Here is a 17,033-nt window from a genome sequence, read left to right as displayed (position 1 = left end):
CTTCTAGTAGGTGGAAAACCACGCCTTATATCCCCGTCCTTCAGGGCGGGGTTTTACGGCGCACTGGATAAAATATTTTTTATGCCTTTAACGAGCACAATCCCGGAATACCGGGATTGTGCGGTCGGCTTTCATAATGACACCGGTATCTGACGGTTAACCCTGCGGGATACTGCGTACCGGAAGGTTTTTACTTGTGGTAATTACCGGTGTTTCTCTTTCCCTGAGTTTAAAACCTGAAAAATACGAATACAGGACACAATCATTGTTGTTTCATCAGCGATAATTATTCTCGTGTTGTTTGACAGACAATAAATCTGACCAGAAACCATAGTGGAAGAAGAGCAAGCAGGCACATCCCCGCCCCGGCAAAGGGAGTGTATGCGAGCTTATTATGGTGCACGAAAACACTGCCAATATTTTCCCCACAAAAAATACCAAGATTAAAAGCAGATATATTCAGGGCAGAGGCAAATCCGACAGCTCGCGGAGTATAGCGTTCTGCCACTAACAACATGCCCTGCTGTACCGCAGGAGATAATCCAAATGCCAGAACTCCCTACAGGAAAAGTAACCCAATGACAACCGCTTTCAAATGAAGAAAAGCAGCCAGAGCTATTAATGTCACGGCCAGCAACACCATCTGCACCCCCAGCGTTTCAGACCAGCCCCGGGTTGATGAAAAATGGCCGCCAGCCAGGTTACCGGTCATTGTGGCCACCCCGAAAACCATCAACAGAAAACTGGCGGCTTCGGAAGAAAATCCGCTGATTGTTGTCAAGATGGGAATCACAAACGTAAAGGCAGCAAAACTGGCCCCAAAACCCAATACAGTAATGCTCATCATGGTCAGGATTGCCGGATGTGACAGAGCCTGCAACTGTTCTCTTACATTACCAGATTCGCTCTTTCTGATGCCGGGCAACCAGAACATTGTTGACAGTAATGCAAGAAGAGCCAGTAAACTCACCATGATCAATGGCACCCGCCAGCCCATTATCTGACCAATAAAGCTGCCAAGCGGTACCCCAATAACCATGGCCAGGGTCAGTCCGGCAAACATAACGGCTATGGCCCTACCTGCTTTCCCCATTGGGGCTATTCTGGCCGCTACCGTCGCACCAATGGCGAAAAAACTGCCATGCGCTACGGCGGTTACCAATCGCCCGGTAAGGAAAAGAGGGTAACTGCCCGCTAGTGCCGAAAGCAGGCTTCCTCCCAAAAATATAAGGATCAGGGCTGTCAGCACCGGTTTTGGGGGGTAACCAGAGATCGCCATCACCAGTAACGGTGTACCGATGGCCAGAGCCAGCGCATATAAACCCACCAGGTTGCCGGCACGGGGTAGATCGATGGTCAGAGCTGTCGCGATTTCAGGCAGAATACCTACAACAATAAATTCTGCCATACCAATAGCAAATGCTGTCACAGACAATGCGAGCAAACCGGGATGAATACGCAGCATAGCCTTATACTCTGCCTGTAGTTGACGTTGCCGCGGCCCCCGACAGAGCGAGTTGCTGGTCTGAATCAACCGAAGCCCCGGCCACGCCAACAGCGCCAAGGATAGTGCCCTCCTCATCCCGCAGAACAACACCTCCTCCAAAACTGATTAAGCCTCCGTTAGTCGACTCCAGTGAATAAATTTTCCCGCCCGGGCAGGCCTCCTGACCCAGGGTGGCTGAATCAGAACCAAACAAAGCTGCAGTGCGTGCTTTTTTAATCGAAACATCAATCGCGCCGGCAACAGCACCGTCCATTCGCAGGAAACTTCTCAGCTGGCCGGCATTGTCCACAATACTGATACACACAGCCAGGTGTTCCTCCTGAGCCAGTGAGGTGATTGTGCGAATGGCATCACGTGAAATTTTTTCGAACATATAAAAACACTCCGGTTGATGAAAGAGTGTTTTTTATAGCGGACCGGGTATTATTGCCCAAGTAATGCCAGTTATTAGCTATCAAAGTTTGATAATATTGAACATTTCCCGCATCACTCTGACAGCCAGTCGTCTGAGATAGTCAGGATGCAGGCGATTAGAAGGACCCGCCATTCCCAGTGCGGCGACAACGTAACCCTGCTGACGGAGAGGAAGTGCCAGGCAATTGAGTCCTTCTTCGGCCTCTTCTAAATCAAGCGCATATCCACATTTAGTGATACAGGCCAGCTCATTATTAAGTTTGTCAGTAATAAATCCCTCCTTTCTGAGGGTTCTTGTCAGTTCATCATCAAAAGCCAGAAAGACATGCCCAATTGCTGAAGTGGTTAGTCCTTCCCGTCTCCCCCTGGGACTGGCTACCCGAAGTGAACTGCCACCCTCAATCGCATCAATATAGAGGTACTCACGTGTACCGCAGGGCACAGCCAGCCAGCAGGTTTCGCTGCTGAGCGCAGCCAGCCTGCGCAGAGCGGGATTAAATTGTTCGCGAAGTTGCTGGTCCGTCTCCGTGAGTGGACGAGCAATATCCCGTAACCGCAGCCCTGCAATATAATACTGTCCCCGCCGAGAAACATATCCTAGCGACGAAAGCGTGGCGAGTAGCCCATGTAACGTAGTTTTATTGAGAGAAAACTGTTCTGACAGTTCAGCCAGACGAAAGCCTTCGTTTCGGGTGACCAGTGTTTCAAGAAGAAGCATGGCCCTCTCTACGGACTGTATGTATTTACGCTGATTCACGGCCAGATATCCTGAGCAGAATAATGACGAAAAAAGAGTAACAGGTCAGAAGTCTTTCTAGTGGCTTGACGGGGCAGTTCCGCAATAGTTTCTCCGGTGGGGACGCTCCTCTTAATATCAGACAGCTTGAGTAATTCCCCTGGTCTTTTTTGTCTCTGTCCGTGTAGGCAACCAAAGTCGCACCATTAAAGCCTAAAACCCTTACCCCGTAAAACTTCCGGTTATCTTTTTCGGATCCCAACTGAAAAAGAGAGAAGGAAACCTATACATGACATATCCATATGCCACACATGTACATATGGCAGGCATATGCTAATCATCTGCATATCCTTCACCTATATAGATGTAGAACATCTGCCTATACTTGGCATATGTATAAATATAAAGGCTGGTCGGCCAGGAGAAAGACCATGAGAACCGTATCGATATTTAAAAACGGTAACAACCGTGCCATCCGTCTGCCCCGAGATCTGGATTTTGACGGCATCACCCTGCGCCCCGTCCGCCAGCCTGGAAAAAGCCGATCCGGACTTTATGGCGGAGTGTGAGGATGTTGTCACTGATGAAGGACGATTTAGCCTGTGAACAAGACCAGGATGCTCGACACTGACATCTGCTCGTTCATTATGCGAGAGCAGCCAGACGCCGTACTGAAGCGCCTGGAGCAGGCTGTGCTGCGCAACCAGCGCATCGTTATTTCGGCCATTACCTATTCTGAAATGAGCTTCGGCGCCACCGGCCCGAAAGCCTCGCCGCGCCACATCCAACTGGTTGATGCCTCCACGAACATTCCGTGTATAAACACTGCCTGCGAGGTCTGATACACGACTTTCATCGCATGGGTAACAAGTGTTTCACCATATCCTTGGTGATGAATGCTTTTATCAATTGGCAGACGACCCAAAGTCACACTAGGAACATTTTTATAGGGCACACGCTTTTGTTGTGTTTTGCTGGGTAGAAGTGTTTTTTCAAAGCAACTGCCAGACAGGGCGTAGTATCCCTTAACACGTGGTTTATCCTCTCTCGTCACGAGCAGATAACCCTGTAAAATCTAACTGTTGTGCTGCCGTTTCAGATGATCGGTGAGAAACGTATTCAGATACTCTTCTCCACAATCGAAGTTGCTTAATTCATATTCAATTTCCTCTGAAAAAATCTCAATCTTTAAACCATCCATCTGTTACTCAAGTTCCTGGAGACGTTTAGCAGCGCGTTTCAGCCGGTCATTCGGTACTGGCGGATTAGTGATTGCATCCATAACCAGGTTCCAGGACTCCTTATTGAGGAGCAAGCGACGGTGCTGGTCAATAACTTCTGCAGCAGCCGTACTGACCATGAACTGTGAAATTGGCTGGTTAGTTATTGCTGCAGCTTCTTCGATCATGTGTTTGTCGTCTTCATTTAATCTCAGGTCGATTCGCTGCTTCTTCAGTGATGGCATGGTTTTTCTCCCTGACCACTCTTACTTCTGAAAGAGCGGACAGTTTTGTTGGGCCGGGCCTTAAGGCAATAGCATTTATCCAGGCCTGTAGTGATATCTCGATAATATGTACGGAAGTATGCCGTACAATAATAACAGGATTATGGTATGCAGGTTTCAACCACCAGTTGTCACTGAACTTGGGTACAGCACGTAAATGTATAGTGAGAAGACCCACGACGTTAATCTGAGTAGGATCAGACTAACGTCGTGGGGTCTGCCCATAAGAAACCATTATGTACTACATAACCACTGTATTATTTCTCTGCATGAAATTCAGGTACGGCATACTCTACATTGAGGGCTGAATACATTAGTGCTCGCCGCAGTCCGGTGACCGGGCTTTAGCCCGCGAACCGGCGAGGAAGCGCAATAAAACAGAAGCTGAAGGGAGCAGGTACGCACTGGAGCTACGGCAAGTGATCATTTAGCAGGGCATGAATTACCTTGTCGGTCAGCAGGTTATCCACATATACAGTCATTCGATCCAGTAATAAGATCCTTAAAGTGATCCCTGCAAGATCCAAAGAAGATCCCGGCACCTCTGAAGGCCGCGCCAGTACTGAGCCTGGAGCATGATCACATAAGCTGTAGCTGGTTGATCATAAGCTGTAACTGGTGCAGAATAAGCTGTATTATGCAAAAGATATGCTGTAATGAGCCAGTAATATAAACTACAGTGAGTATGTCCCCTGAAAGTTCATCAGGGTTGTGCATAAACTGAAGCCAGTTGTCTGGCGTCTTACAGACCATCACATGAAAAGAGTGGCTGCTTTTATTCTTAAACTATCCACCGATCGGAGGCTCTCTGGACAAGGACAATCTGGACATAAAAAAGCTGTTTGAAGAGGTGGATAAATCCTCCGGTGAAGTCGTAAATCTTACACCTAATGCCAGTAATACAGTGCAGCCTGTGGCCCTGATGCGGCTTGGGGTGTTTGTTCCCACGCTCAAATCACTGAAGAACAGCAAAAAAAACACGCTTTCCCGTACTGATGCGACGGAAGAACTGACGCGCCTGTCTCTCGCCAGAGCCGAAGGTTTTGATAAGGTGGAGATCACCGGCCCACGGCTGGATATGGATAATGACTTCAAGACCTGGGTAGGAGTGATCCATTCCTTTGCCCGGCATAAAGTTATCGGCGATAAAGTTGAGCTGCCGTTTGTTGAGTTCGCAAAACTCTGCGGGATCCCCTCCAGTCAGTCATCACGCAAGCTCCGGGAGCGTATCAGCCCCTCGCTCAAACGTATCGCGGGTACCGTGATCTCGTTTTCCCGCACAACCGAGAAGCACACCAAAGAGTACATCACGCATCTGGTGCAGTCGGCTTACTATGATACGGAGAAAGATATCGTCCAGTTGCAGGCCGATCCGCGCCTGTTTGAACTCTACCAGTTTGACCGGAAAGTGCTGCTGCAGCTCAAGGCCATCAATGCCCTGAAGCGCCGGGAATCCGCTCAGGCCCTGTATACTTTTATAGAGAGTCTGCCGCGGGATCCGGCGCCGATATCACTGGCACGTCTGCGGGCCCGTCTGAACCTGAAATCCCCGGTATTTTCGCAGAACCAGACGGTGAGGCGAGCTATGGAGCAGCTCCGGGAGATTGGCTATCTGGATTACACTGAGATCCAGCGGGGACGCACCAAACTCTTCTGCATTCACTACCGCCGGCCCAAGTTAAAGCCACCGCATGATGAGAGTGCGGAGAACCCGCAGTTGCCTGCTGCACAAGGAGATGTCAGTCCGGAGATGGCCGAAAAACTGAAACTTCTCGAGAAGCTGGGCATCACCCTTGATGACCTGGAAAAACTTTTCAAATCCCGCTGACCATAAGCTGTAGTGAGTAAACCGCGATGTAATACTCGCTACAGCTTATATTACTGCCTCTGGTGAGTGTTCTGCTCACTACAGTTTATATATGCACTAATGAGAGCTGCACATACCGGCACTTCAGTCTTGTGGCTGGGTCGCAAACCACCCTGAATATCGTTCCTCCTGTAGCCAGAGCTCTATGCATCAGCAATACCTGGCCACCACAAATCTCTATCTGCTCACTACAGTTTATGTTACTAACTACAGTTTATTTTACTCACTACAGTGTATTTCTGGAATGCTTTACTCACCACAGCTTATATAAGCTGTGGTAAGCGACAGTGTCACTTCAGGGGAGGGAGTGTTCGGAGGATCTGTGCGGCATCATGCCCGTCACCGGTGAACGGCACGGCCAGCGTGGCCGCCATGTCCAGCGCAAACACCCGCGTATACACCTCCATCGAGCGCGGATCCTTGTGACCGGCCAGCGCCTGAATAACCTTCCTGGGCTGGCGGTGATAAAGCATGTGCATGATATAGCTGTGCCGGAATGTATGCGGTGTCACCGGAATTGAGAAATGCACTCCATCAGCTTCGGCCCGCTTCACGGCCTGCTTCAGCCAGTTCCGCATGGTTTCGTCGGTGACGGCCACAGTGGTTCACGCCGGCGGGGACGGGTGGTGACCATCCAGCTCTCCATCTGCCTGACATAGCTTATATCTGTCAGCGGGACCAGACGGACCTCATCCTTTGGCGGGCGACCGCGTCGCGCGCGGACTTTTTCAGACAGCACCCGCACAAACGGTCGCAGACCGTCGAGATCAAACGACTCCGGCGTCAGCGTTCTGGCTTCTCCGATACGGATGCCGGTGTTCCACATCGTGGCGAACAGCATGTGATGCCGCTGGTCAGGCATATACCAGAGGAGGGCGCTCACTTCCGGGGCCAGAAGATAGGCCGGGGTGGCCCCGGTGGAGGTGGCCATGCGTCGTAATGCCACGGCGGTCGCAAAATCAACGCCCGGGGCGATCGGCAACAACGAAACGCGTTCTGGTGAATTCTGCAGGGGAATGACGTTGTTCATCAGTTATTTTTCACGTAGCGCACGCACTGTTTATGGATACAGGTATTTTGCACCTGACCGGCCGATCCTGCCATGACAATAAATCGCAGCGCGCGGATCCTTTTATTGTCTTATCCCGCATTATTGCGGGTAAAACCAAATGCGTAAAGGATCCTTTTTCAACATAGATCCGCGTTAAAGCCAGTCATGACGCGGCCTGAGGGCTGTTTTACGGTTTTTGGGGTAATGCCAGGGCAATCTAGGATTGGAAGGTAACGGGTAAAAAGCAGAAGAACGGGAGATGCGCTACGTGAATTCTGACCAGGTACCCCACAGTAACCTTGTCAGTTTTCACGCAGCGCAATGTGGTTGCTGACTACTGCCAGTTGAGATGACGGCCGGCATCCTGATGCTGGATTAATATACGGATAATAATAATTTCAGTATCAGTCTGCAGAAAATAAAGCATATGCCGTTCAACGGGCAGTGCGCAGATATATTCCCCCAGTTCAGGACGGGGAGTACCGATATTATTATCTATCATAAACTGAAAAATACCGGATATCTGATTAATATATCTGTCGGCCTGCTCTTCACCGAAATGGTGGTAACCATAATACCAGATATCCTCCAGATCCTGACTGGCTTTAGGTGTGAGTTTAACGGTTTTCACCGGCGGCCCTCGTGCCAGCTTTAACTTTTTTCAGGAACGCGTCCTTTTCCCACGCCACGGGTTCACCGCTGCTCAGGCCTTCTGCCAGTAAATCCCGCAGAGCCTGGAGACGTGACTCTGCCTGTTTCTCGCGCAAGAGACGAAGTGACTCGCGGATTACTTCACTCTGGGTACGATAATCACCTGATTCTATGAGTGATTCTATGAAGTCACGGAGTTCATCTCCGAGATCCACTGTCATTGTTCTGGCCATATTCAAGCCCCATGATTGTAAGTTTAAATCTTACAATCATTTTATTAGATACTCAAAGGCGCGTCCAGTGCTGAACATTTGGGTGAAATGGGGTAATGCCAGGGTAACCCGGATCAGGACAAAAGGAAGAAGAAGACAGAAGGAAGAAAAAGACAGAAGAAGGGGGCGCTACGTGAATTATACTTTGAGTCAATAACCTGAATAGAGGCTCCAGACTGAAGACTGATGAGGTATTATCTAAATACCTTAGCGTAAGATAACTGTATTCCCCACTTAACGTGAATAGGTTTTAAATTAACTGGATGAAAAATAAATTTCTCGCCATTCATAGTCGACCTCGTCTATATCGGTCGCGAGAGTTTGTATCATTCGATGACCATCAGGGACTTCTGAAATAAAACTCTTCATCATTTCGAAAGTAACATTGTCGGATATATCAATTCTGGTAAAATCTTTCTCTGCAATATAAGTCATAGCAAAATGTTTGAATAAATCATTTCGAAGTGTCTGGACAGAACTGAGGCAAGCATTTCTCTGTCATCTTCAACTTCAGCATGTAAGAAAAAAGATTTCATAAAAAACTCCTTAATTTGATATGTAATATTACTTGTCCGCTTGTCTGAAAGCAAGTTGACAACTACAACCATGCAGATGGTGATAAGTTGTAAGTTGAAGAGGGTAGTTTGCACAAATCTGGCCCGGTGGAATGACATAAATAATTAATAACTTTATTAAAGTTAGATTGTTAATTACTCCTGATGGATCTGGAGAAGAGTACATCCATACTAAGAAATTCAGAGGAATTTGGCTATTATGTGAGTAAGGAGACTGGAAGAGGGAAGTTGTGCTACGTGATCTGACCTTGGCTACACCTCCTGTAACCCTGTTATATTTTCGCGAACTCAATGTGAATTATCGGTTACTGCCCGTTGAGATGACGACCGGAATCCTCTAAATAGCTGCGCCTAATACCGCTACACTTTTGCCTGCCCATGTTTCCCTCCCGGGAATGGGCTGATGGTTTTTGCCCGCCGATATGTGGCTTTAAGGTGTTTCTGCAGGCTGATGAACAGCGCCGAGCTTTTGTTGTTGCCACCAACGTAACTGACTTTTCCCGTGCCACTATGTAGCGCTCCGGCAAGATAGTATTTTTCATTCTGGCCCGACATGACCACTCGTTTTTGCTGTCCGCGAAACTGCCAGTCTGCACCGATTTTTGGATTGAGATGGATATCCACTTCATACTCATAAAAGACCGGAGTTCTGTGTTGCATTCGTCCAGTGCTTTATGGATTGCAGCCATTTTTTCGTCCTTATGGGGATCGCGGATACGCAACGTTGATGCGGTCCTACGCCATACCAGTCCCGCAGATGGCAATCAGCGACGCACAGTCCCGGCATGTAACTGGCATCCGGTTATATCATTGACTTTTATTGCCAGTAATTCGGTACTTCAGCGCGGACGTTGATAACCAAAATCGCCGGGGAAATGTTTTGTCAGTTCACGTAACAGGGTGCAGATATGCTCAAAAGGCCAACATCGGGAGTGTCCTGCGGTTAAAGATTTCAGGCCTTCAGCACCTGATAACGTGAACCAGATAATCCAGCGACCGACGGATGAACGGGCACAGCAGAGCCTTCAGGCGATGTCACTGATACAGTCTCCGCGATACAACATCAGCATGGCAGTGAGCCTGCGGGCATGATTTTTACACGTGTTTTATGGATAGCTTCTGCGTCAGGCATCGTTCGTCACGGGGTATTGGTGCTATGATCGGCATCGCTCAGTCCGGTTGGTGATTTGTTTTGATTTGGCGATTGCTCAGAACGCACAATCCAGGATGAGTTGCATTTAAGTGCTCTACTATTCTGCGCAGCTATTTAGCTTAATGTACGGATAAAATAATATCGGCATCACTTTGCAGAAAATAAATGATCTTCCGTTCGAAAGGTAAGTCATTGATATATTCCCCTTGTTCAGGCCTTGGAGTGCCTATACTGTTTTCGCCCAACATATAGAAAATATCAGATATGAGATTGATATATTTATCAGCCTGAACCTTACCAAAATGGTGATAACCGTAGAACCAGATATCTTTCAGATCCATGCTAGCTTTCGGCGTGAGTTTAACGGTTTTCATTGCATGCCCTTTTACTTGCTTTGAGCTTTATCATTAATACATCCTTTTCCAACTTCACGGAGTCCTCACTGCTCAAGAACTAAGGAAACACAGTTAGGGGATAAGTATTATATGATGAATCAACTTCTTCATTCTCAAAAATAGGTATGAAATATTTGAAGATAAAACAAGAAGAATCATCTTTAGATATTATCTCTATATCAAAGTCATCTCTTTTAGGAAGATTAAAAAAAGGTAATAAACTCATATAAACATGATAAATAAAATGTAAATAGCTCTCATGAGAACCTGTAAAGGAAAAACAAGCATAACTACCTGAATTTAATTCTATTTGGGTATTAGAATGTTCGGGATCTGTCCAGATAATAGTATCTATTAACACTTCATTGTTGGTTGTTTTTTCTAAACATATTCTATTTGAAATATAAATTGTGTTTCTTTTTTCTAATTTTTCATTTATTCTCCTAAGTCTTTCTTCTGATGGTTTTCCTGTGAAAGGAATTTGTTCTTTATGTCTAAATAAAAATCCATTAATGAATTTATTATCTATATGATAAATTTCAGGAAGAGGGAATAAATTATTAGTGTCTCTATATCCAGTCATATTGCGGAATGTCCATATCTTATTTTTTCTATATTGAAGAGGTGTGTGGCCGGTATTTTTTTTAAACTCTCTTGTAAATGTTTGCTGTGAATCATAGCACAACCTCGTTGATATACTTGATATAGATAAGTTGGATAACCTGAGGAGAATTGCAGCTCTGGATATCCTGCGTAACTGGATATATTTACCTATTGAAAAACCTAGTTTATCTTTAAAAATCTTTTGTAGATAGCGTCTGCTATATCCAGAGTAAGAAACTAAAGAATCAATATGAATATTTTTTGCTTCAATATTATCTTCAATATATTTTGTTATCGAATTTATAGTCATTTCTTTAATCATTATAGCCTCAATAAAAGATTAAAATATTGTTCTCTATAATTAACAACAAATAATTATTAGCTAATTGTGCACATTATACACGAAAATGCATAATTAGCTAATACAAAAAATAAAAACATAAATATAATAAAAACACTAAATATTAGTAATTGTTTGATTACTTTCTGATGCATATTTATAGAGATGGTAATTATAAAATCTTTATTTATCGTTATCTATTTATTTTTTGACCATTAAATGTATTGAGGCTAATAGATGACTATGAAATCATTTTATGAAAATTTTAGCAGTGCACATCGGTTAATCCCTGGAAACACAGAGCAAGAGCATTTAAAGTTATTAATTGATATTTCGAAAACGCGTAGTGGCAAAGTTATTAATGCACTGCATGACTATTTTGTTCTGGGTTCACCCAGAACAGATATATGTCACAAATATAATGTCAACCAAGGTTACTTATCACTAAAAATAAGAGAGATGCAGGAGCTAAGCGGTCAAGTCTATAAATTATTCCCCTATTATATTTAATTATAACTGATTAAATAATATTCTTATGGATAAATATAACAATCAGATTGGCGTAGTTTCGAAAAGGTATTGCCAAATTATTGATCTCTTTGTTTTAATATATAGTTCAATAAAAATGTTATCCCCCGCCTTTACGGCGGGGATCTGTCACTTTAAGCGATCAATTTTTCATATCTGGTCAATATGGCAGGAAGTTATTAAAACTTCCAAGTAAAATGACTGGCAAGTAGTAGTCTATTATAATTAAATGTCGGTGTGTGATACCAAGATTTACCTACAGTCAATCCGAGGTGTATTTTTTCGGTTATTGGCTGAATACGTTGTACACTGATACTCTTAACACTGCCATAAAGAGTTTCAGACGACCAGTCATACATATAAGCACCTGTCCCTCGACTCAGCCACAACTGAGTATAACTGCCACTGTGAGAGGAGTTCAGGCGCAGAGATAACGTATTACTGTAACTACCTCCCACATCACTTGAATCATAGTAAGTATAGCGGTAGCTTGCAATTATCGATCCTACATAGAGTGATACGCCACCTTGCAAGGCATTAAGCTCCACATCGTCATAATATTTAGAATAACGATAACCGGTAGTGAATAAAGTTTTTGATAGTAAGTTCAGATTAAAATCCTGCCGAAAATCCTGCCGAGCAAAGACGGGAGTATTATCAGCAAAGGCAAGGCCGGTTCGAGTTGTCAACCAGTTATTCCATTTATACCAAAAAGCCCCTTGCCCTCGTGTAGCATCAAAATTCTTATCCTTATAATCACGGTGTCCTTGTGAAAGATTCAAAAGAAACGTCGTTCCCTCATCTTTTGCTATAATTTCAGTATATGTTAAATTGAGTTTGCCATGTTCTTTTGAATAATTCGTAAAATTATATCCTGCTGTAAGTGATGTCAAATTAGCATAGGCAGGTAAATTTATAAATATTATAGATATTAACAAGGCCTTTATCTTCATTTTAATGTCCTACTCTGATAAGTTCTTGTCGCAGAGAATAAACACCAGAAGGTAAGTTACGTTCAACAATAATCCGAGGACCTAGTTGTGTATCTGGAGCAATAATTCTTCCGGGTAAAATAATAACCTGGACACCGAGTTTTGAACGACGACCTATATAACAACCTAATTTATCACGTCCGCTATCAATATATTTATCGTATATACGAACGGAGACAGGTTTTGCATCTAGACGATGATTGCTTGTCCTCACCTGTGCCCCTAAATATACTTTATGTTCAACAACAGAGTCAGCAATAAAGCATTGAGGTCCAATAATTACGCCCGATTCAATAACTGAATTTTTCACTTCTGAGGCAAAACCAATTTTCACACCATTACTTATTACTGTTCCTGAACGTATAAATGAATAATTCCCGATTAAACAATCAGAACCAATTACTGCAGGTCCTTGTATTACAACACCTTGGCAAATACGCGTATTTACACCAATGACAACATCACCTACGCTTTCATCAATAATTACTTGTTTTGCAAGTTGTATATTTTTATCTCTAGCATCTAGATTCAGATATTTTTTCATTTCCTGAGGCAGTGTGCTGGGAATTAGTTCCCGACGATTCCACCAGAATGGTGTAACGTGTTGGTTTGTCTCGCAGGGGTTCACGTCCAGTAAAAAAGGCAACAAATCCATAAATAATCCAGATAGTATAAGCTAATAATACATACAAAACGGAAAGTGGCGCTAACGGAACTAATAACCAGCAACGATGAAACCAAGCGTTAAAAGCACCGATCAGACATACCACTCCAACCCAAAACAAAGGAAAAATTGCTAAGATGGCTCCATGCGGACCAACAGTAAGTAACTCATTACTCCAAGTAATCAAATAAATCACAACACCATAAATCACAACAAGAACCATGGGGAAAATACTGAATATCCCAAATCGACTAAATAAGAGTGATTTATGTAGCCGCATACAGACTGCGTAACCAATGATCCAGCGTCTCCAGCGTCTCCATTCATCACTCAAAAGGTTGCATTCCTGTGGGTAAACAACACAACGATTAGCTTGACGAATACGATAACCATTTTCAACGAGTGTCCAAGATAGATCGAGATCTTCAACTTTAGTTCGATCAGAAAAACCGAATTTTCGTAAAACATCCGTACGAAACATCCCACAGGAACCACTGATAATGAATGGGGCACCACCCAGAAATTGCTGCAATGTCCGTTTCATAATGATCATTGGCAACTTTACTGTAGCTCGAATGTGTGGCAATAAACCGGCACCTTTCAATGCAGTAGAAGGAATACCTCCCACTGCATCTGCACCACGTTCTATTTCTGCTAACATATAGCCTATCCCGTCACTATTCGGTGGTACAAAAGTATCGGCGTCACTTAAAAAAACTTGATTGCAAGTTGCGTAATTAAGACCATTCATCAAAGCACCGCCTTTGCCTGTATTTTCTTGTGTAACAGCTATAAAGCGATCTCCCCATTTCCGTTTAATTTCTGCCATAATTTCTTCGGTATTATCTGTGGAGCCATCATTAACGCAAATCACTCGATGAAAATAAGGATTACGTAGTAAATTTTCTAATGATAATGCCAGACAAGCCCCCTCATTATATGCAGGAATGATAGCATCAACACTGTTTTTATTTTGGCTCGGTTTTGTTCTTAACTTACACAAAAACCATAGGGATATGGATAACGCCATAAATATAAAAATCCATGTTTTCATCTGCTCTACTCAACACTTAAAGAATCATTTTGTGAATAACAAAACCTTCACCAAGGTCACTATTGACCTGTTGTCCTCGAAATTGTGCGACAGCCCGTAAGCGTTCTGGACGCATATAATCACGCATGGATTGACTTTTATGTTTGCTTAAAGCACTAAGCTTTAAGTTGAAATTATCTTCTTCTACAGATTCAAAAACCTGAGGCATAAACGAAAGCCAAGTACTTGGTGTTTCATAGCCAAGAATTTGTGGGATAGAGCGGCAGGCAACCATTGAGGCCTGATAGACTGCAATATGATCTTGATGTCGATCAGCATCATGCATTGTATATACACGGATAATTTCAACATCATGTGGAATTTCATGTTTAATGACATTTTCCAAGGTGGATATCATATCGTTTAGCTGTAGATAAGTCTGTGTATCAGTAAAATCAAAATGAATTATTTTTTTACATCCTAATATTGTTAAGGCATTGTATGATTCTTGACGGCGATCTATAAGCTCATTGGTACCATATTTACCAGATGTCATGACAACTGCTGTTATATAAACGCCTTGCTTTGCGAGGCGGGCAAGGGAAGCTCCACAACCTAACTCAATATCGTCAGGATGCGCGCCGATAGCAAGCACGCCAACTTTTCTTATATAAGAAGAAAGGGAAAACTTTTGTAAGTATCTCAAATTATACACCTATCTTATTTATAGTAGGAACATGACATAAATTCAATATAGTTGTCAATATTATTGTAGAATTAAAATATCAGTTGACAGATGACCATTGCAAGTAGAATTAATTTAAAATAATTTGCTTTTTTATATAATGTCGATCCTCATAACGATAAAAGATGATTAACTATCTGATTTATATGTAATTAATAACGCCGCAGTTTTCAATTTAATTTAATTATTCTGTTTTTTATTTTTATGTTTATATCAACTTATAAATTATATATGTTTTATGCTAATTAATTGCTCTTATTGAATCCCCAAATAGTTAATATACACATCAGAGCATTTAAATAGCTGCGCAGAATAGTAGACCACTTAAATGCAACTCATCCCGGATTATGCGATCTGAGCAATCGCCAAATCAAAACAAATCACTAACCGGACTGAGCGATGCCGATCATAGCACCAATACCCCGTGACGAACGACGCCTGACGCAGAAGCTATCCATAAAACACGTGATAAAAATCATGCCCGCAGGCTCACTGCCATGCTGATGTTGCATCGCGGAGACGGTATCAGTGACGTCGCCAGAAGGCTCTGCTGTGCCCGTTCATCCGTCGGGCGCTGGATTATCTGGTTCACGTTGTCAGGTGCTGAAGGCCTGAAATCTTTAACCGCAGGACACTCCCGATGTTGGCCTTTTGCTCTATTGGATGCTGCTGTAGTGGTACAGTAAATTTGGCCACCTGATTAAAGGTGATATTCTCACCGCAACATAAAACAGGTGACTTAATGAACAAGAAAACTAAGCGCACTTTCACCCTTGAGTTCAGGCCGGAATGTGCATAGCTGATTGTTGATAAGGTCTACTCATATCGACAAGCCAGTGAAGCGATGAATGTTGGTTCTACCACGTTTGAGAGCTGGGTGCGCCAACTCAGGCGAGAGCGTCAGGGGATTACGCTCTCTGCAACTCCCATTACTGCAGAGCAGCAACGTATTCGCGATCTGGAAAATCAGGTTCGCCGTCTGGAGGAACAGAATACGATATTAAAAGGCTACCGCACTCTTTATATCCGATTCACTGAACGGTTCACGATAGCCACCAGACAGAATGACAGCCATACGGTTGTAAAACTTTGCTCCGCGCTAGAAATACACCGTAGCAGTTATAGGTACTGGCGAAAACGACGAGATACTGTCAATCAGGCTGTACAGCGAAATACTCCGGGCGTGGAACCAAAGCCGGGCTCAGCAGGCGCATGCACTCTTGCTGAAATGCTGGCCCAAAATGACGTTCCGATGACCCGTTACCTTGCCGGGCATCTGATGAAATATCTGAACCTGAGTAGTTGCCAGCTCGGAAACATCAGTTCCAAAATGCCCGTCAGGAGCGTACCTGCCTGCCGAATCTGCTTGAGCGTCAGTTCGCTGTACTGGAGCCAGATCGGGTATGGTGTGCCGAAGTGACTTATAGTGTGCCCGGAGTTCAGGGCGAGCATGGATGCTCAAATGAACCACGAGTCTGTCTGGAATATTGAACGGGGAACTCACGATGAGAAACCCAACAATCCCACCGGGTGTGACGGTGGAGAACCTGAGCTGCAGTGACCTGTGGCATGCCCGCAGGGTGATGTAACCCGCTGACAGCGGGGATTGAGGCGAGATCACTAAGCCGAGACGATCCTCAAGGTTGAGTACTGAAAGGCTGAAAAACATGAACCTGTTAATCCGCCTCTGTGGGTTGAAAACGTCACCACGGCCTACGTGATCTGACAGGCCGTGCAGAAGTAACGAGCAGTGATATGTAAGCACAGCCCATCGAAGATCGAAGGTGTTTTGATATGTATGCGAAACTCCGGGACAGCAGCGTCTATCACACTCGCGTTGCTGATTTCTGCCAAATTGCGGCAAGCAAGGATAAAGAGTGCGACGGGCAGCCTCCTCAGTATGTCTGAGTCCAGACAGGTAAACCGGGGAAGGTCAGCGACGGATGTCAAGGAGGCATGGTTCCGATGACGCGATGGCTGGCGGAGCTTCCGTAGTAGTCCGC

15 protein-coding genes and 7 pseudogenes are annotated in these 17,033 nt (G+C 44.4%); 7 read left to right on the top strand and 15 right to left on the bottom strand.

The window, feature by feature from the left end; translation table 11 throughout:
- Positions 1 to 559 precede the first annotated feature (559 nt).
- The 3 genes from AACS05_RS00225 to AACS05_RS00215 form a co-directional block, all read right to left on the bottom strand.
- Complete coding sequence (locus AACS05_RS00225) at positions 560 to 1,465, bottom strand: MFS transporter (protein ID WP_223307037.1); 906 nt, start codon at positions 1,463 to 1,465, stop codon at positions 560 to 562.
- Between the two features lie 4 nt (positions 1,466 to 1,469).
- Positions 1,470 to 1,880: a GlcG/HbpS family heme-binding protein gene (locus AACS05_RS00220; protein ID WP_045449966.1), complete on the bottom strand. Its 411-nt coding sequence runs from the start codon at positions 1,878 to 1,880 to the stop codon at positions 1,470 to 1,472.
- Between the two features lie 81 nt (positions 1,881 to 1,961).
- Positions 1,962 to 2,678 (bottom strand): IclR family transcriptional regulator, encoded by a 717-nt coding sequence (locus AACS05_RS00215; protein ID WP_255351286.1) that lies wholly within the window; start codon positions 2,676 to 2,678, stop codon positions 1,962 to 1,964.
- Positions 2,679 to 3,088: 410 nt separating this feature from the next.
- On the opposite strand from AACS05_RS00215, the pseudogene AACS05_RS00210 reads away from it, so the two are divergent.
- Both AACS05_RS00210 and AACS05_RS00205 read left to right on the top strand, forming a co-directional pair.
- A pseudogene (locus tag AACS05_RS00210) lies at positions 3,089 to 3,263 on the top strand (type II toxin-antitoxin system VapB family antitoxin).
- Positions 3,260 to 3,457 (top strand): annotated as a pseudogene (locus AACS05_RS00205) (type II toxin-antitoxin system VapC family toxin); the annotation flags it as partial. The pseudogenes AACS05_RS00210 and AACS05_RS00205, both read left to right, overlap by 4 nt.
- Here AACS05_RS00205 and AACS05_RS00200 read toward each other — a convergent pair.
- A pseudogene (locus tag AACS05_RS00200) lies at positions 3,454 to 3,858 on the bottom strand (N-acetyltransferase); the annotation flags it as partial. The pseudogenes AACS05_RS00205 and AACS05_RS00200 sit on opposite strands and share 4 nt — an antisense overlap.
- A 3-nt stretch (positions 3,859 to 3,861) precedes the next feature.
- Positions 3,862 to 4,122: a type II toxin-antitoxin system TacA family antitoxin gene (locus AACS05_RS00195; protein ID WP_045449964.1), complete on the bottom strand. Its 261-nt coding sequence runs from the start codon at positions 4,120 to 4,122 to the stop codon at positions 3,862 to 3,864.
- A gap of 877 nt (positions 4,123 to 4,999) precedes the next feature.
- Between AACS05_RS00195 and AACS05_RS00190 the strand changes: the two genes are divergently transcribed.
- On the top strand, positions 5,000 to 5,989 hold the full coding sequence (locus AACS05_RS00190; RefSeq protein ID WP_144243112.1) for a RepB family plasmid replication initiator protein: 990 nt from the start codon (positions 5,000 to 5,002) through the stop codon (positions 5,987 to 5,989).
- A gap of 329 nt (positions 5,990 to 6,318) precedes the next feature.
- Here AACS05_RS00190 and AACS05_RS00185 read toward each other — a convergent pair.
- A pseudogene (locus AACS05_RS00185) lies at positions 6,319 to 7,010 on the bottom strand (tyrosine-type recombinase/integrase).
- On the opposite strand from AACS05_RS00185, the gene AACS05_RS24895 reads away from it, so the two are divergent.
- Complete coding sequence (locus tag AACS05_RS24895) at positions 6,958 to 7,134, top strand: hypothetical protein (RefSeq protein WP_404842386.1); 177 nt, start codon at positions 6,958 to 6,960, stop codon at positions 7,132 to 7,134. The pseudogene AACS05_RS00185 and the gene AACS05_RS24895 overlap by 53 nt on opposite strands.
- A gap of 279 nt (positions 7,135 to 7,413) precedes the next feature.
- Here AACS05_RS24895 and AACS05_RS00180 read toward each other — a convergent pair whose 3' ends face one another.
- From AACS05_RS00180 to AACS05_RS00160, 5 genes and pseudogenes are all read right to left on the bottom strand, one after another.
- Positions 7,414 to 7,710, bottom strand: coding sequence for a type II toxin-antitoxin system RelE/ParE family toxin (locus AACS05_RS00180; RefSeq protein ID WP_045449963.1), 297 nt, complete (start codon positions 7,708 to 7,710; stop codon positions 7,414 to 7,416).
- Positions 7,697 to 7,963, bottom strand: coding sequence for a type II toxin-antitoxin system ParD family antitoxin (locus tag AACS05_RS00175; protein ID WP_045449962.1), 267 nt, complete (start codon positions 7,961 to 7,963; stop codon positions 7,697 to 7,699). The genes AACS05_RS00180 and AACS05_RS00175 overlap by 14 nt, the downstream gene beginning before the upstream one ends.
- Positions 7,964 to 8,976: 1,013 nt before the next feature.
- A pseudogene (locus AACS05_RS00170) lies at positions 8,977 to 9,744 on the bottom strand (IS630 family transposase); the annotation flags it as partial.
- Positions 9,745 to 9,849: 105 nt separating this feature from the next.
- Complete coding sequence (locus AACS05_RS00165; protein ID WP_045449960.1) at positions 9,850 to 10,104, bottom strand: type II toxin-antitoxin system RelE/ParE family toxin; 255 nt, start codon at positions 10,102 to 10,104, stop codon at positions 9,850 to 9,852.
- Between the two features lie 79 nt (positions 10,105 to 10,183).
- On the bottom strand, positions 10,184 to 11,050 hold the full coding sequence (locus AACS05_RS00160; protein ID WP_071829092.1) for a helix-turn-helix domain-containing protein: 867 nt from the start codon (positions 11,048 to 11,050) through the stop codon (positions 10,184 to 10,186).
- 255 nt (positions 11,051 to 11,305) lie between these two features.
- Here AACS05_RS00160 and AACS05_RS00155 point away from each other — a divergent pair, with 255 nt between their 5' ends.
- The gene (locus tag AACS05_RS00155) at positions 11,306 to 11,578 is read left to right on the top strand and encodes a PapB/FocB family fimbrial expression transcriptional regulator (protein ID WP_071829091.1); all 273 of its coding nucleotides are present in this window, start codon (positions 11,306 to 11,308) and stop codon (positions 11,576 to 11,578) included.
- A gap of 197 nt (positions 11,579 to 11,775) precedes the next feature.
- On the opposite strand, the gene AACS05_RS00150 is transcribed toward AACS05_RS00155, so the two are convergent.
- From AACS05_RS00150 to AACS05_RS00135, 4 genes are read right to left on the bottom strand one after another with little or no spacing between them, the layout of a single operon-like run.
- Positions 11,776 to 12,549, bottom strand: coding sequence for a YaiO family outer membrane beta-barrel protein (locus tag AACS05_RS00150; RefSeq protein ID WP_045449959.1), 774 nt, complete (start codon positions 12,547 to 12,549; stop codon positions 11,776 to 11,778).
- 1 nt (position 12,550) lies between these two features.
- Entirely contained in the window at positions 12,551 to 13,132 is a 582-nt protein-coding gene (locus tag AACS05_RS00145) for an acetyltransferase (protein WP_045449958.1), read from the bottom strand.
- Positions 13,104 to 14,306 carry a glycosyltransferase gene (locus AACS05_RS00140; protein WP_045449957.1) on the bottom strand — a complete coding sequence of 401 codons (1,203 nt, stop codon included), beginning with the start codon at positions 14,304 to 14,306 and terminating at the stop codon, positions 13,104 to 13,106. Before AACS05_RS00140 ends, AACS05_RS00145 begins: the two co-directional genes overlap by 29 nt.
- Positions 14,307 to 14,322: 16 nt before the next feature.
- Positions 14,323 to 14,991 carry a PIG-L deacetylase family protein gene (locus tag AACS05_RS00135; protein ID WP_045450040.1) on the bottom strand — a complete coding sequence of 223 codons (669 nt, stop codon included), beginning with the start codon at positions 14,989 to 14,991 and terminating at the stop codon, positions 14,323 to 14,325.
- Positions 14,992 to 15,429: 438 nt separating this feature from the next.
- On the opposite strand from AACS05_RS00135, the pseudogene AACS05_RS00130 reads away from it, so the two are divergent.
- Positions 15,430 to 15,683: pseudogene (locus AACS05_RS00130) on the top strand (helix-turn-helix domain-containing protein); the annotation flags it as partial.
- A gap of 53 nt (positions 15,684 to 15,736) precedes the next feature.
- A pseudogene (locus AACS05_RS00125) lies at positions 15,737 to 16,455 on the top strand (transposase); the annotation flags it as partial.
- Positions 16,456 to 17,033: the final 578 nt, after the last annotated feature.

This window comes from Citrobacter sp. S-77 (assembly GCF_963864895.1).
In the GTDB taxonomy this organism is placed as follows: Bacteria; Pseudomonadota; Gammaproteobacteria; order Enterobacterales; family Enterobacteriaceae; genus Citrobacter; species Citrobacter murliniae.
Note: the sequence above shows the minus strand (reverse complement) of the source record. Positions and strands in the feature narration are given on the sequence as shown.